This window comes from Streptomyces sp. NPDC059906 (genome assembly GCF_042730645.1).
GTDB lineage: Bacteria > Actinomycetota > Actinomycetes > Streptomycetales > Streptomycetaceae > Streptomyces > Streptomyces rubrogriseus.
Genome location: NZ_JBHWKU010000018.1, coordinates 147,862 through 168,596 on the forward strand (window position 1 = coordinate 147,862; position 20,735 = coordinate 168,596).

General features: G+C 71.0%; 21 protein-coding genes and 1 rRNA gene. 4 read left to right on the forward strand and 18 right to left on the reverse strand.

Features of this window, described 5'->3' with window-relative positions; all coding sequences use genetic code 11:
- The 3 genes from ACFV9J_RS25880 to ACFV9J_RS25890 all read right to left on the reverse strand — a co-directional run.
- Positions 1 to 1,648, reverse strand: a 1,648-nt coding sequence (locus ACFV9J_RS25880) for an FG-GAP-like repeat-containing protein (RefSeq protein ID WP_385357569.1), incomplete at its 3' end; no start/stop codon positions are given.
- A 59-nt stretch (positions 1,649 to 1,707) separates the two neighbouring features.
- Positions 1,708 to 1,884 carry a hypothetical protein gene (locus tag ACFV9J_RS25885; protein WP_385357572.1) on the reverse strand — a complete coding sequence of 59 codons (177 nt, stop codon included), beginning with the start codon at positions 1,882 to 1,884 and terminating at the stop codon, positions 1,708 to 1,710.
- A 115-nt stretch (positions 1,885 to 1,999) separates the two neighbouring features.
- Entirely contained in the window at positions 2,000 to 2,392 is a 393-nt protein-coding gene (locus ACFV9J_RS25890; protein WP_385357574.1) for a hypothetical protein, read from the reverse strand.
- 165 nt (positions 2,393 to 2,557) lie between these two features.
- Between ACFV9J_RS25890 and ACFV9J_RS25895 the strand changes: the two genes are divergently transcribed.
- Positions 2,558 to 3,550, forward strand: coding sequence for a LuxR C-terminal-related transcriptional regulator (locus ACFV9J_RS25895; protein WP_385357576.1), 993 nt, complete (start codon positions 2,558 to 2,560; stop codon positions 3,548 to 3,550).
- A 157-nt stretch (positions 3,551 to 3,707) separates the two neighbouring features.
- On the opposite strand, the gene ACFV9J_RS25900 is transcribed toward ACFV9J_RS25895, so the two are convergent.
- The 5 genes from ACFV9J_RS25900 to ACFV9J_RS25920 form a co-directional block, all read right to left on the reverse strand.
- Complete coding sequence (locus ACFV9J_RS25900) at positions 3,708 to 5,405, reverse strand: uroporphyrinogen-III synthase (RefSeq protein WP_385357577.1); 1,698 nt, start codon at positions 5,403 to 5,405, stop codon at positions 3,708 to 3,710.
- On the reverse strand, positions 5,402 to 6,361 hold the full coding sequence (hemC, locus tag ACFV9J_RS25905; protein ID WP_385357579.1) for a hydroxymethylbilane synthase: 960 nt from the start codon (positions 6,359 to 6,361) through the stop codon (positions 5,402 to 5,404). The genes ACFV9J_RS25900 and hemC overlap by 4 nt, the downstream gene beginning before the upstream one ends.
- On the reverse strand, positions 6,358 to 8,133 hold the full coding sequence (locus ACFV9J_RS25910; RefSeq protein ID WP_385357582.1) for a glutamyl-tRNA reductase: 1,776 nt from the start codon (positions 8,131 to 8,133) through the stop codon (positions 6,358 to 6,360). The genes hemC and ACFV9J_RS25910 overlap by 4 nt, the downstream gene beginning before the upstream one ends.
- Positions 8,130 to 8,906 carry a redox-sensing transcriptional repressor Rex gene (locus ACFV9J_RS25915; RefSeq protein WP_385357585.1) on the reverse strand — a complete coding sequence of 259 codons (777 nt, stop codon included), beginning with the start codon at positions 8,904 to 8,906 and terminating at the stop codon, positions 8,130 to 8,132. The genes ACFV9J_RS25910 and ACFV9J_RS25915 overlap by 4 nt, the downstream gene beginning before the upstream one ends.
- A 274-nt stretch (positions 8,907 to 9,180) precedes the next feature.
- The gene (locus ACFV9J_RS25920) at positions 9,181 to 9,486 is read right to left on the reverse strand and encodes a glutaredoxin family protein (protein ID WP_385357588.1); all 306 of its coding nucleotides are present in this window, start codon (positions 9,484 to 9,486) and stop codon (positions 9,181 to 9,183) included.
- A gap of 180 nt (positions 9,487 to 9,666) precedes the next feature.
- On the opposite strand from ACFV9J_RS25920, the gene ACFV9J_RS25925 reads away from it, so the two are divergent.
- The 3 genes from ACFV9J_RS25925 (at position 9,667) to ACFV9J_RS25935 (ending at position 13,269) form a co-directional block, all read left to right on the forward strand.
- Entirely contained in the window at positions 9,667 to 10,617 is a 951-nt protein-coding gene (locus ACFV9J_RS25925) for an HAD family hydrolase (RefSeq protein WP_385357590.1), read from the forward strand.
- A 362-nt stretch (positions 10,618 to 10,979) separates the two neighbouring features.
- On the forward strand, positions 10,980 to 11,774 hold the full coding sequence (locus ACFV9J_RS25930) for an ECF subfamily RNA polymerase sigma factor, BldN family (protein WP_385357592.1): 795 nt from the start codon (positions 10,980 to 10,982) through the stop codon (positions 11,772 to 11,774).
- 247 nt (positions 11,775 to 12,021) lie between these two features.
- Entirely contained in the window at positions 12,022 to 13,269 is a 1,248-nt protein-coding gene (locus ACFV9J_RS25935) for a DUF5667 domain-containing protein (protein ID WP_385357593.1), read from the forward strand.
- 52 nt (positions 13,270 to 13,321) lie between these two features.
- On the opposite strand, the gene ACFV9J_RS25940 is transcribed toward ACFV9J_RS25935, so the two are convergent.
- The 10 genes from ACFV9J_RS25940 to rrf form a co-directional block, all read right to left on the reverse strand.
- Positions 13,322 to 14,404, reverse strand: a complete 1,083-nt coding sequence (locus ACFV9J_RS25940; RefSeq protein ID WP_385357595.1) for a lysophospholipid acyltransferase family protein — start codon at positions 14,402 to 14,404, stop codon at positions 13,322 to 13,324.
- A 14-nt stretch (positions 14,405 to 14,418) separates the two neighbouring features.
- Positions 14,419 to 15,480, reverse strand: a complete 1,062-nt coding sequence (locus tag ACFV9J_RS25945) for an NAD-dependent epimerase/dehydratase family protein (RefSeq protein WP_385357597.1) — start codon at positions 15,478 to 15,480, stop codon at positions 14,419 to 14,421.
- A 176-nt stretch (positions 15,481 to 15,656) separates the two neighbouring features.
- A complete protein-coding gene (locus ACFV9J_RS25950; RefSeq protein ID WP_003948845.1) occupies positions 15,657 to 15,755 on the reverse strand; it encodes a 30S ribosomal protein bS22 in 99 nt (32 codons plus the stop codon).
- A 109-nt stretch (positions 15,756 to 15,864) separates the two neighbouring features.
- Positions 15,865 to 16,077 carry a helix-turn-helix domain-containing protein gene (locus ACFV9J_RS25955; RefSeq protein WP_385357626.1) on the reverse strand — a complete coding sequence of 71 codons (213 nt, stop codon included), beginning with the start codon at positions 16,075 to 16,077 and terminating at the stop codon, positions 15,865 to 15,867.
- 129 nt (positions 16,078 to 16,206) lie between these two features.
- Entirely contained in the window at positions 16,207 to 17,022 is an 816-nt protein-coding gene (locus ACFV9J_RS25960; RefSeq protein WP_385357600.1) for a phosphatase, read from the reverse strand.
- Between the two features lie 287 nt (positions 17,023 to 17,309).
- Positions 17,310 to 18,482 (reverse strand): acetoin utilization protein AcuC, encoded by a 1,173-nt coding sequence (locus tag ACFV9J_RS25965; RefSeq protein WP_385357603.1) that lies wholly within the window; start codon positions 18,480 to 18,482, stop codon positions 17,310 to 17,312.
- Positions 18,433 to 19,692: an MFS transporter gene (locus tag ACFV9J_RS25970; protein WP_385357605.1), complete on the reverse strand. Its 1,260-nt coding sequence runs from the start codon at positions 19,690 to 19,692 to the stop codon at positions 18,433 to 18,435. Before ACFV9J_RS25970 ends, ACFV9J_RS25965 begins: the two co-directional genes overlap by 50 nt.
- A gap of 23 nt (positions 19,693 to 19,715) precedes the next feature.
- Entirely contained in the window at positions 19,716 to 19,910 is a 195-nt protein-coding gene (locus ACFV9J_RS25975) for a hypothetical protein (protein ID WP_385357607.1), read from the reverse strand.
- A 33-nt stretch (positions 19,911 to 19,943) separates the two neighbouring features.
- Positions 19,944 to 20,591, reverse strand: a complete 648-nt coding sequence (locus tag ACFV9J_RS25980) for an HAD family hydrolase (protein ID WP_385357608.1) — start codon at positions 20,589 to 20,591, stop codon at positions 19,944 to 19,946.
- Positions 20,592 to 20,654: 63 nt separating this feature from the next.
- Positions 20,655 to 20,735: ribosomal RNA gene (rrf, locus tag ACFV9J_RS25985) — 5S ribosomal RNA — on the reverse strand; the annotation flags it as partial.

Genomic DNA, 20,735 nt, shown 5'->3' on the forward strand with positions numbered 1-20,735 from the left:
CGGTCTCGGTGTTGTCCCACCTGCGCAGCGGGTTGCCGAAGCCGCTACCCGTGCTGGTGAAGGTCCACAGGGTGGTGCGGTTGGCACCGTCCTGCTGCCGCCCGTTGTCGTACAGAACCCCGACATCGGACTTGCCGTCACCGTTGAAGTCACCGGACGTGACCTTGGAGCGGTCCCAGTTCCAGCTCTTCACCTCGGTCTCGGTGTTGTCCCACCTGCGCAGCGGGTTGCCGAAGCCGCTACCCGTGCTGGTGAAGGTCCACAGGGTGGTGCGGTTGGCACCGTCCTGCTGCTGTCCGTTGTTGTAGAGGACGCCGACGTCGTCCTTGCCGTCGCCGTTGAAGTCACCGGAGGTGACCTTGGAGCGGTTCCAGTTCCAGCTGCCGCTGCCGGCGTCGGCGTTGTCCCAGACCTTGACGGGCTTGTTGAAACCGGTGCCGGTGCTGGTGAAGGTCCACAGGGTGGTGCGGTTGGTGCCGTCCTGCTGGCGTCCGTTGTTGTAGAGGACGCCGACGTCGGTCTTGCCGTCGCCGTTGAAGTCACCGGAGGTGACCTTGGAACGGTCCCAGTTCCAGCTGCCGGTGCCAGAGTCGATGTTGTCCCAGACCTTGACCGGGCTGGCAAAGCCCGTACCGGTGCTCAGGTAGGTCCACAGGGCGGTGTGGTTGGTGCCGTCGGCCGTCTGACCGTAGTCGTACAGGACGCCCACGTCCGACCTGCCGTCACCGTTGAAGTCGGCGTTGAAGGTGGACCCGGAGTCTCCGTTGGAGGTGATGATCTGCTGCCGGTCGCCACCGGTGTTCCCCATGGTGTCGGTCACCTCGACCGAAAGGGTGTGCTTCCCGTCCGGAACCCGGCTCGTGTCGAAGGAGTAGCCGTACGGCGCGGTACTCCGCGTGGCGATCTTCTCGCCGTCCAGGTAGTACTCGACAGTGGCGATGTCGTAGGTGCCCGCGGTGACCGAGGACGACAGTGAGGCGACTCCGGTCACGGAGGTGCCGGGGAGGCCCTGGAGGGTGACCTTGGGCGGTTCCGCCTTCTGGAACTTGGGAGAGATGTAGGCGCTGATGCGCTGTCCCCAGGGGGCGCTGCCCACCGCGTACTGGGTGGTGCTGTTGGTGCTGACGATGCCCTCGGAGTGCTGGCTGTGTCCCTGGTTGCCCCCTGTGATGGTCACCACGCCGTCCTTGACGGAGGTGACCAGCGCCACGTGCTGGGCCCAGCCATTGGAGTAGCCGTAGACCACGGCATCACCCACGTGCGGTGTATTGCTCTTCGTTCCGTACTTTTCGCCGTATCTGTAGAAGCTCGCGGCAGCATCGGTGAGCATGCCCAGCCCTGCGACGTTGTGGCGGGCCCACACCCAGCCGACGAAGTCCGCACACCAGGCGTGGGACTGGCCGCCGTAACCGTCGCAGCTGCTGTTCTGGCTCAAGCCGCTGTCGTAGCCGCCGTGTGCGCAGGGACCGTTCCCGTTCTCGGCGGTCGCGGTGGCGGCGATCTCCTGCTGCGGTGTGGCGGCATGGGCCGGGACCGCGAGGAAGCCTGTGATGACGGTCGCGACGACCAGGGTTCCGAGGGAGGCCATGCTGAAGCGACGGCTGGTCATGGCGTGCACGGACATGGGTGTCCTTCTGGTTGTGGGCATGGCTGAGCCGTGCCGGGTGTCGGTAGGAACTTCTGTTCTGCGAGCGGACGGCGGCTGAACTACTGCCAGCCGAGGTCGGCGTTGGGGCCGGCGGCGGCCGACTGGGTGACCTGGACCACGACGGCGGGGCCGGCGGTCGCGGCGAAGGCGGTGGGGGTGGCCGTCTGGCCGAGGAAGACGGCGCCAAGGCCGAGGAGGACGACCGCGGCGGTCCGGCCCGCACGAGGAAATGTCATGACCAGGTCCTTCTGTTGAGGAGTTGCTGTGTCGTGGTGCCGGTGCGCGTCCCGCGGTGACGCTCGCACCTGCCCGACCCGTCGGAGGTTCCCCGGCGGGCGATCTCCACTTTCGTCACTGGTCGGCGGCGGGAGAAGAGGAACCTTCAGGACTGAATCGGTCATGGACCGTTGCGTCCACCGTCGGCCAGTCCAGGCCGGATGAGGACAGCAACCGGTCGTAGTAGGGGGCGACGAGTGGCGCACCGGCGCCCACGACCTCCCATCCGACCCAGTGAGGGGAACGGCCGACAGCGCGTCGGCACACCTCCAAGGCCCGCGCCTCGGCCTCCTCCAGCGACTCGGCCAGGAGGTAGAGCCCCACGACAGGACACGGCACGGCATGGGGATGGACGGACACGTGCTCGACTCCGTCGCCCTCGTCGACGTGGGCTGCGATCGCCTGGCGAGTGTCGGCCGGAAGGAGCGCGCCCTCGGGCAGGGCCAGGTGCACGTGGATCAGGTACATGTCGCCGAAGGTGACAAGTCCAGGGCCCGCCCGCCAGAGGAACGGGGAGGGCCGAAGCGGCCGTGTCCGCTTTCGGCCACGTCCCGTCAGCAGGGAATTGCGTGAACTGTTCATGGCATGATCACAGATATCTCGTAAGTGGCGGGTTTCATGGAGGTTCTGCGTATGCTTGCCGCATTGGGCCTGGACGCTGTGGCCGAGTCTGTGTACCGGGCGATGCTGGCCCGCCCCCAGGACGGCGTGGCCGGGCTCGTCGAGCAGGTCGGGTGCAGCGAGGAGGACGTTCGGGGCGCCTTGGACCGGCTGAGCGAACTGGCTCTGGTCCGTCCGTCGGGGGAGGAGAAGGGCCGTCTGCGCGCCGTGTCGGCGAGCCTCGGCATGGAGATCCTGATAGCCCGACAACAGGCTGAACTAGCCGTTCAGCAACAGCGTGTGGAGGCTTCGCGTGCGGCAGCCGCCCAGTTGATCGCCGAGTACACCGAACTGCGTCCGGCGACCAGCCCGGGGGTGGAGCAACTGGTCGGCCTCGACGCCGTCCGGGACCGGATAGGCGTCCTGAGCAGATCCCTGCGCGACGAGGTGATGACCTTCGCCCCGGACGGCGCGCAGACCGCGGCGAACATGGAGGCCTCCAGGCCGCTCAACCGTGAAGTCATCGAACGCGGAGTCACCATGCGCACGGTCTACCTGGACAGTGTGCGCAATCACCAGCCCACGGTGGACCACGCGAACTGGCTGGCAGGTCTCGGGGGTCAGGTCCGCACCGTCGCGGCACTGCCCACACGCATGATCATCGCCGACCGGACGACCGCCCTCATCCCGATCAGCAGCGCGGACACGACCGCCGGTGCCGTCGTCCTGACCGGCCAGGGGACGCTGACCGCCCTGTGTGCGCTCTTCGACGTCGTCTGGGCCTCCGCCAAGCCGCTCGGCGAGCAGGCCGTGAAGGACGCTCACGGTCTGACGGGGCAGGAAAGCACCACCATCAGGCTGCTGGCCCAAGGGCTCACCGACGAGGCCATCGCCAAGCGGCTCGGCGTCTCCCAGCGCACCGCGCGCCGTATCGCCGCGGACCTCATGGAGCGCCTCGGCGCACGCAGCCGCTTCGAAGCGGGCGTGCGGGCTGTCCAGCGCGGGTGGCTGCCAAGTATGTGCTGACCCGTCTACGCGGACGTCCTCGACCCGAGTTGTTGCGCCACGTGTGGATGACGCAGCAGGGTGCGGCCAGTCAGTGGCCCTGGAGGAGCCGGTCGTCGGTCGCGGTGGCCGAAATGACAACGGGACGCCCCTGTCACCAGGGACGCCCCGTCTCGCATCAGGTCGAAGACCGCCGTCTCCGCGACCCCGGTCGCCGTTCGCTCGGCCGGGTCACCGGATCTCCCGCCTCCAACGCCGCCGCCCGGCGGCGCAGGCCGAAGTCGGCCAGGGCCTCCGCCAGCTTGTGGACGGACGGTTCGGGAGCCATCACGTCGACGCGCAGCCCGTGTTCCTCGGCCGTCTTGGCCGTCGCCGGGCCGATGCAGGCGATCACCGTGACGTTGTGCGGCTTGCCCGCGATGCCGACCAGGTTGCGGACCGTGGAGGACGACGTGAAGAGCACCGCGTCGAAGCCGCCGCCCTTGATGGCCTCCCGGGTCGTGGCCGGGGGCGGCGAGGCGCGCACCGTGCGGTAGGCCGTGACGTCGTCGACCTCCCAGCCCAGCTCGATCAGACCGGCGACGAGGGTCTCGGTGGCGATGTCGGCCCGGGGCAGGAAGACACGGTCGATCGGGTCGAAGACCGGGTCGTAGGGCGGCCAGTCCTCCAGGAGACCGGCGGCCGACTGCTCGCCGCTCGGCACCAGGTCCGGCTTCACGCCGAAGGCGATGAGGGCGTTGGCCGTCTGCTCGCCGACCGCGGCGACCTTGATGCCCGCGAAGGCGCGGGCGTCGAGGCCGTACTCCTCGAACTTCTCGCGGACCGCCTTCACCGCGTTGACCGACGTGAACGCGATCCACTCGTAGCGGCCCGTCACCAGGCCCTTGACCGCCCGCTCCATCTGCTGCGGGGTGCGCGGCGGCTCCACCGCGATGGTCGGGACCTCGCTCGGGACGGCCCCGTAGGACCGCAGCTGGTCGGAGAGCGAAGCCGCCTGCTCCTTCGTGCGCGGGACGAGGACCTTCCAGCCGAACAGCGGCTTGGACTCGAACCACGACAGCTGGTCGCGCCGGGCGGAGGCACTGCGCTCGCCGACCACGGCTATCACCGGGCGGCCGCCGTCCGGGGACGGCAGCACCTTCGCCTGCTTCAGGGTCTGGGCGACCGTGCCGAGGGTGGCGGACCAGGTGCGCTGCCTGGTCGTCGTACCGGCGATCGTCACCGTCAGCGGGGTGTCCGGCTTGCGGCCCGCCGAGACCAGCTCGCCGGCCGCCGCGGCGACCGAGTCGAGCGTCGTCGACACGACCACCGTGCCGTCGGAAGCGCCCACCTCGGTCCAGCAGCGGTCCGACGCCGTACGGGCGTCCACGAAGCGCACGTCCGCGCCCTGGGCGTCCCGCAGCGGCACACCGGCGTACGCGGGCACGCCGACGGCGTTCGCGATGCCCGGGACGACCTCGAAGGGCACCCCGGCCGCGGCGCACGCCAGCATCTCCTCGGCGGCGTACGCGTCGAGCCCGGGGTCCCCGGTCACCGCACGCACGACCCGCCTGCCGCCCCGCGCGGCCTCCATGACAAGATGTGCGGCATCCCGCACAGCGGGGGCACCGAGGGGCGTTGACGCACCGTCAACTACCTTCAGCTGGGGCGCGCCTGTGCCCGGATCCGACGGATCGGCATCCGTGTGCACTTCCGACACGCCCTGCTTCGCGTGCGTGCGTACGACGTCGAGCACCTCGTGCTCGGCGACGAGGACGTCCGCGTGCGCCAGCGCCTCGACGGCGCGCAGAGTCAGCAGTCCCGGATCTCCGGGTCCGGCACCGAGGAAGGTGACGTGCCCGTGTTCCGGACCGGCGGGAAGGGTGGTGGGGCTCAATGTGCTCGCTCCCCCATCAGACCGGCCGCGCCCTGGGCGAGCATCTCGGTGGCGAGTTCGCGACCGAGTGCCAGCGCCGCCTCGTGCGTCTCGGGCACGGGACCGGTGGTGGACAGCTGCACCAGCGTCGAGCCGTCGGTCGTGCCGACGACGCCGCGCAGGCGCATTTCCTTGACAGTCTGCCCGTCGGCCAGAAGGTCGGCCAGCGCCCCCACAGGTGCGCTGCAACCGGCCTCCAGGGCGGCGAGCAGTGATCGCTCGGCCGTTACGGCGGCCCGCGTGAACGGGTCGTCGAGCTCGGCGAGCGCGGCGATCAGCGAGGCGTTGTCCGCCGCGCACTCGACCGCCAGTGCCCCCTGGCCGGGGGCCGGCAAAACCGTGTCGACCGACAGGAAGTCGGTCACCTCGTCGATGCGGCCGACCCGGTTGAGCCCGGCGGCGGCCAGTACGACGGCGTCCAGCTCACCGCTGCGGACGTATCCGACGCGGGTGTCGACGTTGCCCCGGATCGGGACCGTCTCGATCTCCATCCCGTGGGTGCGGGCGTACGCGTTCAGCTGCGCCATGCGGCGCGGCGCGCCCGTGCCGATGCGCGCCCCGCGCGGCAGGTCGGTCAGCTTGCGCGCGTCCCGGGCGACGACCACGTCCCGCGGGTCCTCGCGCTCCGGGATCGCGGCCACGACCAGGCCCTCGTGCTGCGCGGTGGGGAGGTCCTTGAGCGAGTGAACCGCGAAGTCCACCTCACCCCGCAGCAGCGCGTCGCGCAGCGCGGCGACGAACACCCCCGTGCCGCCGATCTGCGCCAGGTGCTCCCGCGACGTGTCGCCGTACGTGGTGATCTCGACCAGCTCAACGGGCCGACCGGTCACCTGGCTCACGGCGTCCGCCACCTGCCCGGACTGGGCCATGGCGAGCTTGCTCCGCCTGGTCCCCAGCCTCAGTGCCTTCTCAGTCATGCCGGCCCTCGGTTCTTCTCAGTGCTGTTCTCGGCGCGGGAGACGGAGGCCACCGTCTCCTGGTCGAGGTCGAACAGGGTGCGCAGCGCGTCCGCGTACCCGGCACCGCCGGGTTCGGCGGCGAGCTGCTTGACCCGCACCGTCGGCGCGTGCAGCAGCTTGTCGACCACACGCTTGACGGTCTGGGTGATCTCGGCCCGGTGCTTGTCGTCGAGCGCCGGCAGCCGCCCTTCCAGGCGGGCGATCTCGCCGGCCACGACGTCCGCGGCCATGCTGCGCAGCGCGACCACGGTGGGCGTGATGTGCGCGGCGCGCTGGGCGGCGCCGAAGGCCGCGACCTCGTCGGCGACGATCCGGCGGACCATGTCGACGTCGGCGGCCATCGGTGCGTCGGCCGAGGCGTCGGCGAGCGACTCGATGTCCACCAGGCGGACCCCGGCCAGCCGGTGCACGGCGGCGTCGACGTCCCGCGGCATCGCGAGGTCGAGCAGGAAGAGCACGGGCTCGGGGCGCGGCACCTCGACGACCGGTTCCGGGCGGCGGCGCTCGGGGATGCGGCCGACGCGGGTCGCCGTCGCGGCGAGCGCGCCGATCAGCTCGGCGTCCGCCTCCGGACCGCTCCGGCCCGTCTCGCGCGTCCGGTCCACCGCCGTACCGCCCGCGGCCCACGCGCCGTGCTGCTCGAGCGTCGCGGCGTCCATGCCGGCCACGGCGGCCTCGCCCATGACGGAGAAGCCGGCGGGGACGGAGGACACGGAGGAGAGGTCCAGGGGGCAGTTCTCGTCGGCGGCGCTCCCGGCACCCGGCAGTGGCGTTTCGCCGGCTTCCCGTACGGCGGCTTCTCGTACGGCGGTCTCCCGTACGGCGGTATCCCGTACGGCGGTGTCCTCGACGGCGGGCGCGCCGGTGCGGCCCTCCACCGTCGCCGCCACGGAGTCGGCCGTGAGGACCAGCCCGGTCGCGCCCGTACAGGAAACGGCCACGTCGGCACGTGTCAGCTCGCCCGGCACCGAGCCCATCGGTACCGCGCGGGCCAGCACGTCCGTGTCGTCGCCCTCGGAGAGACGTTGTCCATATTGCTCTTCGAGCAGGAGTGCGAGGCGCTCGGCGCGCTCGAAGGTGCGGTTGGCGACCACGATCTCGGCGACCCCGGCCCGCGCCAGCGTGGCTGCGGCCAGCGAGGACATCGAACCGGCGCCGATGACCAGCGCCTTCTTGCCCCGGGCCCACTGCTCGACGTCGGCCCCGGCGGACAACTGCTCCAGGCCGAAGGTGACCAGGGACTGCCCGGCCCGGTCGATGCCGGTCTCGTGGTGGGCGCGCTTGCCGACCCGCAGCGCCTGCTGGAACAGGTCGTTCAGGAGCCGTCCGGCGGTGTGCAGGTCCTGGGCGCGGGCCAGGGAGTCCTTTATCTGGCCGAGGATCTGCCCCTCGCCGACCACCATCGAGTCCAGCCCGCAGGCCACCGAGAACAGGTGGTGGACGGCCCGGTCCTCGTAGTGCACGTAGAGGTGGGGGGTCAGCTCCTCCAGGCCGACGCCGCTGTGCTGGGCGAGCAGCGTGGACAGCTCGGCGACACCGGCGTGGAACTTGTCCACGTCGGCGTACAGCTCGATGCGGTTGCAGGTGGCCAGGACCGCGGCCTCGGCGGCCGGTTCGGCGGCGACCGTGTCCTGGAGCAGCTTGAGCTGCGCGTCCGCGTTCAGGGACGCCCGCTCCAGCACGCTGACCGGCGCGCTGCGGTGGCTCAACCCGACGACGAGGAGGCTCATGCCGGCATCACGGCGGGTACGTCCCCGTCGGGTCCCTGGTCGGCGGAGCCGGTGGAGTGCTGCTGCTTGCGGGCGGCGACGGGCGGTGCGGCGCCGTCGGCCGCGGCCTCCTCGCCCGCCTTGCGCTGCTCGTGGAAGGCGAGGATCTGCAGCTCGATGGAGAGGTCGACCTTGCGCACGTCGACGCCCTCGGGGACGTTCAGCACGGTCGGCGCGAAGTTCAGGATGGAGGTGACACCGGCGGCCACGAGGCGGTCGCAGACCTGCTGGGCGGCGCCGGCGGGGGTCGCGATCACGCCGATCGAGACACCGTCGTCCTTGATGATCTTCTCCAGCTCGTCGGTGTGCTGCACCGGGATGCCGGCGACGGGCTTTCCGGCCATTCCCGGATCGGCGTCGATGAGCGCGGCGACGCGGAAGCCGCGGGAGGCGAAACCGCCGTAGTTGGCGAGCGCGGCACCGAGGTTGCCGATACCGACGATCACAACCGGCCAGTCCTGGGTGAGGCCGAGTTCGCGCGAGATCTGGTAGACGAGATACTCGACGTCGTAGCCGACACCACGGGTCCCGTAGGAGCCGAGGTAGGAGAAGTCCTTGCGCAGCTTCGCGGAGTTGACCCCCGCGGCGGCCGCCAGTTCCTCGGAGGAGACCGTGGGCACCGAGCGCTCGGAGAGCGCGGTCAGTGCGCGGAGGTACAGCGGAAGCCTGGCGACGGTGGCCTCGGGAATCCCTCGGCTGCGGGTCGCCGGTCGGTGTGCTCGGCCAGTTGCCACGGTGCTCCTGCGGGTAGAGCGGGGCTGTAGGCGGTCATACGTCCCTACATGACCGCCCCGTCGAATGCAGGCTATGTCTTTGTGAACGCGTGCACAAAGATGGTGTCCGATTTGCCTGGCCAACGTGACCGGGGTCACGCGCCCCCGGCGCACGGAACGGGAACCGGCACATACGTACCCTCGTTCCTCACTCATCGGGGGCAAAGCCGTACACGCTCCTCACGATCAACGCCCCCGAGACCTGGTCGCCATCGATCCTAAGCGACCATACGGACTACTTGTACTGATCGGTCAGTACCTTGCGCAGCCGTTCCTCGTTCACACGCCAGAAGGTGTGCTGCCGGCCGTCGACCAGCACGACCGGAATCTGCTCCCAGTACTGGTCGTGGAGCCCGCGGTCCTCGGTGATGTCCTTCCCCTCCCAGGGGACGCCGAGTTCCGCGCAGACCTTCTCGACGACGAGCTGTGCGTCATCACACAGATGACAGCCGGGTTTGCGAATGAGGGTGACGAGATGGTTCTCGGAGTGCTCAGGGGGCTGCGTGGGCTTCCGGCGGAAGAGGGGACTCATGCCGGCCATTCTCGCGCGCGCGGGCGTGATCGTGGGCGCGATCGCGGGCGGGACCGAGGGCGGGACCGAGGGCGGGACCGCGGTCGAGCCCTCGGAGCGCGGCCGCTTAACGGCGCCGCCGCCCGGAGTTCACGGCCTGCGAACCCGTCGGCTCCTGAGCATCCGAACAAGCTGGCTATGCTCACTGGCATGGCCGCTCTTCGATGGCTCACTCCCCGTAGGCGCTCCGCCACGGCACGGAGCGTGTTGGCAGGCGAGGCCTCGGCGGAGGCAGCCCGCAAGTCCGCGGAAGCCGCCGAGATCGCCGAGACCCCCCAGGAAACCGCCCCCGGCTCCGGTGTCGCCGAACCGGAGTTCCCGGTCCACGGCGACGACCGCGCGGCCGCGTTCTTCGACCTCGACAACACCGTCATGCAGGGCGCCGCGATCTTCCACTTCGGCCGGGGCCTGTACAAGCGGAAGTTCTTCGAGACCCGCGACCTCGCCCGCTTCGCGTGGCAGCAGGCCTGGTTCCGGCTGGCCGGGTTCGAGGACCCGGAGCACATGCAGGACGCCCGCGACTCCGCGCTCTCCATCGTCAAGGGCCACCGCGTCTCCGAGCTGAAGTCGATCGGCGAGGAGATCTACGACGAGTACATGGCCGAGCGGATCTGGCCCGGCACCCGCGCCCTCGCCCAGGCCCACCTGGACGCCGGACAGAAGGTCTGGCTGGTCACGGCCGCCCCGGTGGAGATCGCCCAGGTGATCGCCCGCCGCCTGGGCCTGACCGGCGCGCTCGGCACGGTGGCCGAGTCGATCGGCGGCGTCTACACGGGCAAGCTGGTCGGCGAGCCGCTGCACGGCCCCGCGAAGGCCGAGGCGGTCCGGGCGCTGGCCACGGCCGAGGCCCTGGACCTGTCCCGCTGCGCCGCCTACAGCGACTCGCACAACGACATCCCGATGCTGTCGCTGGTCGGACACCCGTACGCCATCAACCCGGACTCCAAGCTGCGCAAGCACGCCCGCGAGCTGGAGTGGCGGCTGCGCGACTACCGCACCGGGCGCAAGGCCGCCAAGGTCGGCATCCCCGCGGCCGCGGGCGTCGGGGCGGTGGCGGGCGGCACCGCGGCGGCCATCGCGCTGCACCGCCGCCGCCGTTGACCCGACTGTTGACCCGGCCGTTGACCCGGCTGTTGACCCGGCCGTTGACCCATACGGCGACCCAATCGGGATGACGTACCCCCCGGACGGGCTCTCCAGTCCCCTGTACTCACATCGGCCACAACACGCTCTGTAGTCACCAGGAATCCGAACCGTTCCGGTCACCAAGCGATCATTCTGGCGCATCTGATCGAGCGTCAATCGGGCACAGAAGCGACGTAATCGATGATTTGAGCAACTGGGCGTAGCAGGGCCTGCACGAAGCGTTATTCTCCTCAGACGCATTCCGGTACCCCACCTTCGCTACGACGGGTGAATGGTTCCGTACTGCACGTGATGGAAGCTCTGCCTCTGGGAGTCCCGTGTACCCACACGTCGGGGTTGACGCCTCGGGCCTGGCTACGCTGCGCGCAACGGTCAAATCAGCCCAAGACCTGTTGCGCGGCTTCGTCCCCACCGCGTATGCCGTCCCCGCCCTCGCCGCGGCCGCCGTGCCCGCCGGTCCGTGCTACGCACTGGCCGAAGGAAGCGCCGCCGTCGGCAGACGAGCGCGGTCGTCCTCGTCCGGGGCCGCCGCCACCACCCACCGCCGCCCGGCGGCGGACAGCGACAGCGCCCGCATGATGGAGCTGGTCGAGCGGGCCCAGGCCGGCGAGGCCGACGCCTTCGGCCGGCTCTACGACCAGTACAGCGACACCGTGTACCGCTACATCTACTACCGCGTGGGAGGCAAGGCCACCGCCGAGGACCTCACCAGCGAGACCTTCCTGCGGGCGCTCAGGCGCATCGGCACCTTCACCTGGCAGGGGCGCGACTTCGGCGCCTGGCTCGTGACGATCGCCCGCAACCTGGTCGCCGACCACTTCAAGTCCAGCCGCTTCCGCCTCGAGGTCACCACCGGCGAGATGCTCGACGCCAACGAGGTCGAGCGCTCCCCCGAGGACTCCGTCCTCGAGTCCCTCTCCAACGCCGCCCTGCTGGACGCCGTACGACGGCTCAACCCACAGCAGCAGGAGTGCGTGACCCTGCGCTTCCTCCAGGGCCTCTCGGTCGCCGAGACCGCCCGGGTCATGGGCAAGAACGAGGGCGCCATCAAGACGCTCCAGTACCGGGCCGTGCGCACCCTCGCCCGGCTGCTCCCCGACGACGCCCGCTGAGAGACGCCGCCGGGGTGCTCACCCTTCGCATTTCCCAAGTCACCCCTGGTGAAAGTCCGTTGAGTCCGCCGTCCGATCATCCGCCGTCCGTAACCCAAGTGCCGCGCCGCTCGTTGTGCGGGATGCAGGCTCCCTGTGGTCACTCCCTGGCCGACTCCGATCACCCGATCGGATGGTTCCGACCGGGGCGTGCAACCCTCAGGACCCCCTGGGGAGTCGACCGTGATGACGAGAGGAGGTGCCGCCAGTGATCGCGAACGTATCGGCACACCGGCGGGCGAACGCCTTCGCCCAGGCCCTGGAGGAGCAGTCGGATCCCGGGGCGGCGGCCGAGCAGTCCGGAGGGCCGGCGACCGCCGGGGCCACCGCGGAACCGACCGAGCAGGGTCGCCTGGTGACCCTCGCCCATGGTCTGGAGACGCTGCCCCGGCCCGCGCTGGACCCCGAGGTCAAGGTCGTCCAGCGGGCCCAGCTCGTGGCCGCCTTCGAGGCCATGCTGCAGGAGGGCACCGCGAGCGGCGGGGCGACGGACACGTCGGTACCGGAGCAGCGCCGGGCGCGCGGCACCCATCGGGCGGCCCCGCTGAGCAGGTTCCGGCCCCGCTCGCGGCTGGCCAAGGGCCTCACCGCGGGCGGGCTGAGCGTGAGCGTGGCCGCCGGTGCCTTCGGCGGAGTCGCCGCCGCCAGTTCGGACGCCCTGCCCGGCGACTCGCTCTACGGCCTCAAGCGCGGCATAGAGGACTTCCGCCTCGGCCTCGCCGACGGCAACGACGAGCGGGGCCGGGCCTATCTGGACCTCGCCTCGACCCGGCTCAGCGAGGCCCGACGGCTGATGGAGCGCGGCCGCAGCGGCCCCCTCGACCACGAGTCCCTCGGTGAGGTCCGCCGCGCCCTGTCCGGCATGCGGCACGACGCCTCCGAGGGCCACCGCCTGCTCAGCGCGGCCTACGCCCACGATCCCGACTCGCTGGCCCCCATGCAGGCCCTCTCCGCCTTCTCCCAGTCCCACCGGGAGACCTGGGGAGCGCTGCGCGAGCGGCTGCCCGTGCAGCTCGGGGACGTCAGTGAGCAGGTGTCGTCGGTGTTCGACGCCATAGACGACGACGTGGCCCCGCTGCAGTCCATGCTGCCGCGGCCGCCGGCCCAGGACGAGGACGGCGGGGACGACGGTCTGCCGGGCGGTTCCGGCTCGACGACCACCGACACCCCCGGCTCCGGTCACTCCTCGGCGCCCCGCACCGGCGACGAGGGCACGTCCGAGCGCGGTCACTCGCAGTCCGGCCGGCCCAGCGAGTCCGCCGACTCCGGCGACGAGAGCGACGGTCTGCTCGGCGGCGGCACCGGCGGCCTGCTCGACCCGCCGAAGGACGACAGCGGCACCGCCTCCCCCTCCGTGGGCGGCAACACCCCGCCCACGGAGCCGGACGTCACCCTCCCGCCCCTCCTCCCGGGCCTCCTGCCCGGCCTGGGCATCGAGGCGGAGGACGCGGACTGAGCCGACACGGCGCGGGTACGGCGATGGGGCAGCCCCATCGCCGTACCGGCCGTCAGAAGAACACCGACCGCCGCTGCACCAGCAGTTTGTAGAGCGTGTGCTGGATCTGCTCTCTCACCTGGTCGGTCAGGTTGAACATCAGCACCGGGTCCTCGGCCGCCTCCGGCGCGTAGCCGTCCGTCGGGATCGGCTCACCGAACTGGATCGTCCACTTCGTCGGCAACGGCACCGCGCCCAGCGGCCCCAGCCACGGGAAGGTCGGCGTGAGCGGGAAGTACGGGAAGCCCAGCAGCCGCGCCAGCGTCTTGGAGTTGCCGATCATCGGGTAGATCTCCTCCGCCCCGACGATCGAGCACGGAACGATCGGCGCCCCCTGCCGCAGCGCCGTGGAGACGAAGCCGCCCCGCCCGAACCGCTGGAGCTTGTAGCGCTCGCCGAACGGCTTGCCGATGCCCTTGAAGCCCTCCGGCATCACCCCGACCAGCTCGCCCTGAGCCAACAGCCGTTCCGCGTCCTCCGCGCAGGCCAGGGTGTGGCCCAGCTTCCGCGCCAGCTCGTTGACCACCGGCAGCACGAACACCAGGTCCGCCGCCAGCAGCCGCAGGTGCCGGTCGGCCGGATGGTGGTCGTGCACGGCGACCTGCATCATCAGCCCGTCCAGCGGCAGCGTCCCGGAGTGGTTGGCGACGATCAGCGCACCGCCCTCGGCCGGGATGTTCTCCACGCCCTTCACCTCGACCCGGAAGTACTTCTCGTACACCGGGCGCAGCAGGGACATCAGCACCTGGTCGGTCAGCTCGGCGTCGTAGCCGAAGTCGTCGACCTCGTAGTCGCCGGTGAGCCGGCGGCGCAGGAAGGACAGGCCGGCCGCGACGCGGCGCTCCAGGCCCCCGTCCTGGCCGCCATCGTCGCCGCCGTCGCCGTCGCCGTCCGCCGTCCGCGGCTCGGGCGACTCGTCGGGCCCGGGTACCGGGTCCTGCGCGGCGGCTCCCCGTACGGGCAGCGGCTGCACGTCGCCCACCGGCCCCTCGCCCACCGGCGCCGACTCGGCCGAGCCGCCCCTGCGCCGGCTCCCCGCGCCGCGGCTCCCCCGCGACCGGTCGTCGTCGAACGGAATGACCTTGGCGTCCGCCATCGTTGCTGCGCTCCTCAGTTGGCGCTCTGCGTCGGGAGGTGACCGCTGCCCCGCAGGGACAGCTCCGCGATCCGGTCGACGGCCCCCGCGAGGGCCCCGGGCGGCAGCAGCCCGGCACCGCGCCCGCGGGCGAAGTCCGCGAACGCCCCGGCCGTCGAGTACTTCGGCCTGAATCCCAGCGTCTCGCGCATCTGCGTGGTGTCCACCACCCGACCGTGGGTGAGCAGCCGGATCTGCTCGGGGGAGAAGTCCGTCATCCCCAGCGTACGCACGAGCGAACCCGCCCAGGTGACCGCCGGCAGCAGCAACGGCACGGTGGGCCGGCCGAGCCGCCGCGAGCACTGCGAGAGCAGCAGCACACCGTCCCCGGCGATGTTGAAGGTCCCGCTGTTCAGCGTCCCCCGCCGCGGCTCGTCCGCGCAGACCCGCAGCACCTCGATCACGTCGTCCTCGTGCACGAACTGCAGCCGCGGGTCGTAGCCGAACACCGTCGGCAGCACCGGCAGTCCGAAGTACGAGGCCAGCGGCGTGTCCGCGGCCGGGCCGAGGATGTTGGCGAACCGCAGCACCGTCACCGACACGTCCGGCCGCCGGCGCGCGAAGCCCCGCACGTACCCCTCGACCTCGACCGCGTCCTTGGCGAAGCCGCCGCTGGGCAGGGACTTGGGCGCGGTGGTCTCGGTGCAGACGGCCGGGTCGCGCGGCGCGGACCCGTAGACGTTCGTACTGGACTTCACCACCAGCCGCCGCACCGTCGGCGACTTCTGGCAGGCGCCGAGCAGCTGCATCGTGCCGATGACGTTGGTCTCCTTCACCGAGGCGCGACTGCCGCTGCCCAGCGGCGTGCCCGTCACGTCCAGGTGCACCACCGTGTCGGCACGCGTCTGGGCCAGTACCCGCCCGATGGCCGACTGCCGGATGTCCGCCTGGACGAACTCCGCGCCGCCCAGATGGTGCTCGGGCGCGACGGCGTCCACGCCGATCACCCGCTCCACACCGGGATCACGCTGGACGCGCCGGACGAACCGGCCGCCCAGCTGCCGGGCCACTCCGGTCACGAGCACGACCTTGCCCAAGATCAGCGCCTTCCTTCCGCCCCGCTCCAGCCCTGTTCCAGCCCTGCTCCGGCCAACTTAGCCGGTAGGTGTTGCCCCGTGATGACCGACGGACACGGCAGCTGACGAAAACACGACTGTGGCCCCCCACCGAATACGGTGAGGGGCCACAGACCACGCCGACGGCGCAGCGTCGCTTACTTCTTGTTGCGACGCTGAACGCGCGTACGCTTCAGCAGCTTGCGGTGCTTCTTCTTGGCCATCCGCTTGCGCCGCTTCTTGATAACAGAGCCCACGACTATCCTCGCTCACTTCTCATCACTCGGTTGGTGAGCGCCATGGGCCCACACGACCTACGAGGGGCCAGCCTACCGGTCCGAGCGCTGAGGGTGTAATCGAGGGCCGTCAGGCCGTTTCCACCCCCACGTAGCTCTCGCGGAGGTACTCGTGAACCGCTTGCTCCGGGACGCGGAACGACCGTCCCACCCGGATCGCGGGCATATGACCGCTGTGCACCAACCGGTACACGGTCATCTTGGACACGCGCATCACCGAGGCGACCTCCGCCACGGTAAGGAACTGAACCTCGTTCAGAGGCCTCTCGCCAGCTGCAGCCATGACACACCTGAACCTTCCGCACTCGACGGCCACCGGCTTCCCCTTCCGGTGACTCTTCGTCGCTGCGTGCTCACTCCCCAATGTAGGGGCGGGTGATGCGAATGGGGAAGAGGTGCACCCATCGCTTCCCTACCGTGACAGACACGCCCGATTGAGTACGTAGCGGGTAAGCGGCCGGTAGTACTCGGACCGCACGGCGTCATCAAGTGGAACGGCGACGGACACGAGCCCCTCGGCCTCCCCCACGAAGAGCGCGGGATCGTCCGTATCGGCCGGCCCGATCGCCTCGAACCCCAGCTGACCTGCTCCGCAGACCCACCCGTGGTCCCCGATCACCAACTCGGGCAGCGGCCCGCCGCCCTCGGCCGCGGCAGCCAGCGCGGTCCGAACCGGCAGCGGCGAGTGCGTGTGCGCGCCGGGCTCACCACCGGCGCGTCCGGCACCGGGCTCCCGCACCAACGCGACTCCACGGACGTAGTCGAGGCTGTACGTGCGTAGACCGAACCGGGTCGTTATGTCGACAGAGCGACCCTGCGCCGGGGTGAGGACAGTACATCCCGCCGCCGACAGCGCCTGTGCCAAGGCGACGTAGAAGCCGAGCAGTCGGTGCGGGTGCCCGGTGCCGAGCAGCACCGGGGCCCGGCGTCCGGCGGCCGCCGCGAGCCGCCCGGCGAAGTCGTCCAGCGCCGCGAGGGTCCGGTCCGGGTCGATGACGTCCTGGCCCGAGACATCACGCGGATCGGCCGAAACCCCGCACCTCTCCGCCATCAGCCCGAGCAGCTCCCGCGGCCCCCAGTCCCGCTCCGGATCGATCCCGATCAGCACCCGGGGATCCCGAGCGGCGAACAACCGGTAACTCCGCAGACTCACCTCCCGAGAGGTCGCCACCACCCCGGCCAGCCGAACATCAAGAAGATGAGCCCGAAGAGCTCCACGGGTCAGCACACCTCCGATGCTGCCGGGTCTCCCTGCGAGGCGAACAGGAAACGGGAGAATCTACGCACGGTCGGCGTAACCACTCAGCCGCGGGCAACCGCAGCCGCCGCAGCTGCGGGCAACCGCAGCCGCCGTAGCTGCGGGCAGCCGCCACCCCTCGCCGTAGCTGCGGGCAGTCGTGCCGCTGGGGCGGCACGGGTGGGCGCAGCGGCACCCCGCAACGCCGGGCTGCGCACCGACCCCCGCCCAGCACCAACGCCGGGCAACCAAGAAACCGCCCTCCGGGAAACCCACCCCTACGCCAACAACCCCCGCAACGGAAACACCGCCCGCCGAGCCGCCCGCACCGCCTGATCCAACCGATCCGCAGGGTCGTACCCCGCCTCCCACGAGGCATAAGACACCGGCCACCGCCCATCAGTCATCCGCATCGGCCCCAGCTGCCGCGTCCGCGCGTACACCTCCTGCCGCCACCCCTCCGGAATCACCGTCTCCGGCTCCACCGGCCGCCCCGCCGCGACCCCTACCAGATGCGCCCACGACCGCGGCACCACCTCCACCACGGCGTACCCGCCACCCCCGAGAGCCACCCACCGCCCCCCGGCGTACGCGTGCGCCAGCTCGTGACACGCCACCTGCACCGCCCGCTGCGCGTCCAGCGACACCGCCAGGTGCGCCAGCGGATCCTCGAAGTGCGTGTCGGCACCGTGCTGGGTCACCAGCACCTGCGGCCGGAACTCCGCGAGGACCTCCGGCACCACCGCGTGGAACGCCCGCAGCCACCCCGCGTCCCCGGTCCCCGCCGGCAGCGCGACGTTCACGGCCGACCCCTCGGCGCAGTCCGCCCCCGTCTCCTCCGGCCACCCGGTCTGCGGGAACAGCGTCGCCGGATGCTCGTGCAGCGACACCGTCAGGACCCGCGGATCCTCCCAGAACGCCGCCTGCACCCCGTCCCCGTGGTGCACGTCCACATCGACGTAAGCGACCCGCTCGGCCCCCAGCTCAAGGAGTCGCGCGATCGCCAGCGCCGCGTCGTTGTACACGCAGAACCCGGACGCCGCCCCCGGCATCGCGTGGTGCAGCCCGCCCGCGAAGTTCACCGCGTGCAGCGCGTCCCCGCGCCACACCGCCTCCGCCGCCCCCACCGACTGCCCGGCGATCAGCGCGGACACCTCGTGCATCCCCGCGAAGGCCGGGTCGTCGACCGTCCCGAGCCCGTAGGAACCGTCCGCCGACCGCGGATCCGCCGACGCCGTCCGCACCGCGTCGATGTAGTCCTCCCGGTGCACGAGCCGCAGCGTCGACTCCCCGGCCGGCCGCGCCGCGACGACCTCCACCTCCCGGTCGAGCCCGAGGGCACCGACCAGACTTCGCGTCAGGGCGAGCCGGACCGGGTCCATCGGGTGCTCGGGACCGAAGTCATAGCCCGTTACTGCCTCGTCCCACATCAGCTGTGCGCGGCCGCTCATGCCCGCCACCGTATCGGTCCGGTCGACCCTCGAACGACCTGGCGTACACGACCGTCACCAGCACCAACACCATCGGCACGAGCATCGCCCCGCGATAGCTCCAGGCGTCCCCGAGCGCGCCCACCAACGGCGAACCGATCAGGAAACCGACGTAGTTGAAGACATTGAGCCGCGCCACCGCCGCGTCGGAAGCCCCCGGGCGGCCGTCCTTCTCCGCCGCCAGCCGCCCCGCCGCCGCGAACGTCTGCGGCACCAGCACACACAGCCCGAGACCCAGCAGGGTGAAACCCAGCATCCCCACCCAGGCTCCCGGCGCCGAGGCCACCACGGCGAACCCGCCCGCCGCGACGACCGCCCCGCCCCGCACCACCGCCACGGCCCCGAACCGACGCACCCCGAAGTCCCCGAGGGCCCGCCCCACCAGCGTGGTCACCATGTAGACGTTGTACGGCACGGTGGCCAGCTGCTCCGAACTCCCCAGCACGTCCTGGAGGTACTTCGCGCTCCAGTTGGAGACGGTCGAGTCCCCGATGTAGGCGAACGTCATGACCAGGCACAGCGGCAGCAGCACCTTGAAGCCGACCCCCGCGCCCACTCCGCCCCCGCCCCCGCCCTCGCCCTCGCCCGTCCCCGCGCGCTCCGCACCCTCACGGTCCCCGTCGACGTACCACCGGCTCCCCACCAGCGCCGCCGGCAACAGCAGCACCACCACCGGCAGATACGACACCCACAGCGCCAGATCCCAGTGCGCCCCCGCCCAGGCCAGCGAGGCCCCCAGAATCCCGCCCAGGCTGTACGCGGCGTGGAACCCGAGCATGATGCTGCGCCCGTACGCCCGTTGCAGGCTCACACCGAGCATGTTCATCGACGCGTCCAGCGCGCCCACGGCCAGCCCGAAGACGGCCAGGGCGACGGCCAGCACCGCCACCCGGTCCCCCGCCCCGACGCCGAGCAGCGCCAGCAGCACCACCGGCTGGGACCAGCGCAGCAGCCGGCTGGGCCGCACCCGTCGCACCAGGCGCTCGCTCACCACACTCCCGACCCCGGCCAGGATCGGCACGGCGGCGAGGAAGACGGGCAGCAGCGCGTCGGAGACGCCGTACCGGTCCTGGATGGCCGGGATACGCGTCACCAGCAGGGCGAAGGCGACGCCCTGGGCGAAGAAGCCGAACGCGAGCGAGGCCCTGCCGCGCCGCAGCACATCAGTCATGGCGGCGAGCGTAGGGCCCCGGCTTACCCGTGGGTAGATCCAACCAAAGATGAATTCTTCTCAGCTTCCAGGACCTCGTCGAGCGCGTCGACCGAGTCGTCCGTGGTGACGGCGGCGGCCCCGATCATGTGGACCATGGGCCCCGCCCCCAGCGCGCCACTCACCACGAACGCGACCAGCATCGTCACGCCCATGACGACAGTCCCGAGCCACACCATCCCGCGTCCCCCTTCACCAGCTACTGTCAGGCCTCAGCCGCGCAACAGGTCGGCCAGCTCCCCCATGTCCGCGAAGAGCCGAGTGGCTCCGTCGAGTTTCCCGGCGGGCGTCATCGCGGTGAACCCGTACACGTCCATCCCGGCCGCGACGGCGGCCCGCACGCCCAGCGGACTGTCCTCGACCACGACACACCGCTCCGGCGCCACGCCCATCCGCGCGGCCGCGTGCAGGAACAGATCCGGCGCCGGCTTCCCTCGCCCCACATCCTGGGAACTGAAGATCCGCTCGTCGTCGAACCACCGGCCGAGCCCGGCCTTGCGATGCCCCATCCGAATCCGCTCGTGACTCCCGGAAGAGGCCACGCAGTACGCCACCCCGTCCGCGGCGAGCTTCTCCAGCACATCGACGGCGCCGGGAACGGGCTCCAGCTCCCGCTCGAAGGCGGCGAACACCCGCCCGTGGAAGACATCGTCGAAGTCCGGGGGCAGCCGCCGCCCCGTCCGCTCCAGCACGAGATCGTGCACGCGGTGCATGGCACCACCCATGTAGTCCCGCAGCGAATCCTCGTAGGACGTCGGGTGCCCCAGCTCGGTGAGATAGCCGGCGAGCAGACGATTGGAGATCGGCTCACTGTCGACGAGCACACCGTCGTTGTCGAAGATAACCAGGTCGTAGCGCATACACCGACCCTAAACGCAGAAAACCCCGCACCGTTCCCGGTGCGGGGTTTTCTCGCAATGATTGTTCGGCGGCGTCCTACTCTCCCACAGGGTCCCCCCTGCAGTACCATCGGCGCTGTAAGGCTTAGCTTCCGGGTTCGAAAT

Coding starts and splice junctions, on each gene's coding strand:
- ACFV9J_RS25885 (WP_385357572.1), bottom strand. CDS start 1,884: ATGACATTTCCTCGTGCGGGCCGGACCGCCGCGGTCGTCCTCCTCGGC.
- ACFV9J_RS25890 (WP_385357574.1), bottom strand. CDS start 2,392: ATGTACCTGATCCACGTGCACCTGGCCCTGCCCGAGGGCGCGCTCCTT.
- ACFV9J_RS25895 (WP_385357576.1), top strand. CDS start 2,558: ATGCTTGCCGCATTGGGCCTGGACGCTGTGGCCGAGTCTGTGTACCGG.
- hemC (WP_385357579.1), bottom strand. CDS start 6,361: ATGACTGAGAAGGCACTGAGGCTGGGGACCAGGCGGAGCAAGCTCGCC.
- ACFV9J_RS25910 (WP_385357582.1), bottom strand. CDS start 8,133: ATGAGCCTCCTCGTCGTCGGGTTGAGCCACCGCAGCGCGCCGGTCAGC.
- ACFV9J_RS25920 (WP_385357588.1), bottom strand. CDS start 9,486: ATGGCCGGCATGAGTCCCCTCTTCCGCCGGAAGCCCACGCAGCCCCCT.
- ACFV9J_RS25925 (WP_385357590.1), top strand. CDS start 9,667: ATGGCCGCTCTTCGATGGCTCACTCCCCGTAGGCGCTCCGCCACGGCA.
- ACFV9J_RS25940 (WP_385357595.1), bottom strand. CDS start 14,404: ATGGCGGACGCCAAGGTCATTCCGTTCGACGACGACCGGTCGCGGGGG.
- ACFV9J_RS25955 (WP_385357626.1), bottom strand. CDS start 16,077: ATGGCTGCAGCTGGCGAGAGGCCTCTGAACGAGGTTCAGTTCCTTACC.
- ACFV9J_RS25965 (WP_385357603.1), bottom strand. CDS start 18,482: ATGAGCGGCCGCGCACAGCTGATGTGGGACGAGGCAGTAACGGGCTAT.
- ACFV9J_RS25970 (WP_385357605.1), bottom strand. CDS start 19,692: ATGACTGATGTGCTGCGGCGCGGCAGGGCCTCGCTCGCGTTCGGCTTC.
- ACFV9J_RS25975 (WP_385357607.1), bottom strand. CDS start 19,910: ATGGTGTGGCTCGGGACTGTCGTCATGGGCGTGACGATGCTGGTCGCG.
- ACFV9J_RS25980 (WP_385357608.1), bottom strand. CDS start 20,591: ATGCGCTACGACCTGGTTATCTTCGACAACGACGGTGTGCTCGTCGAC.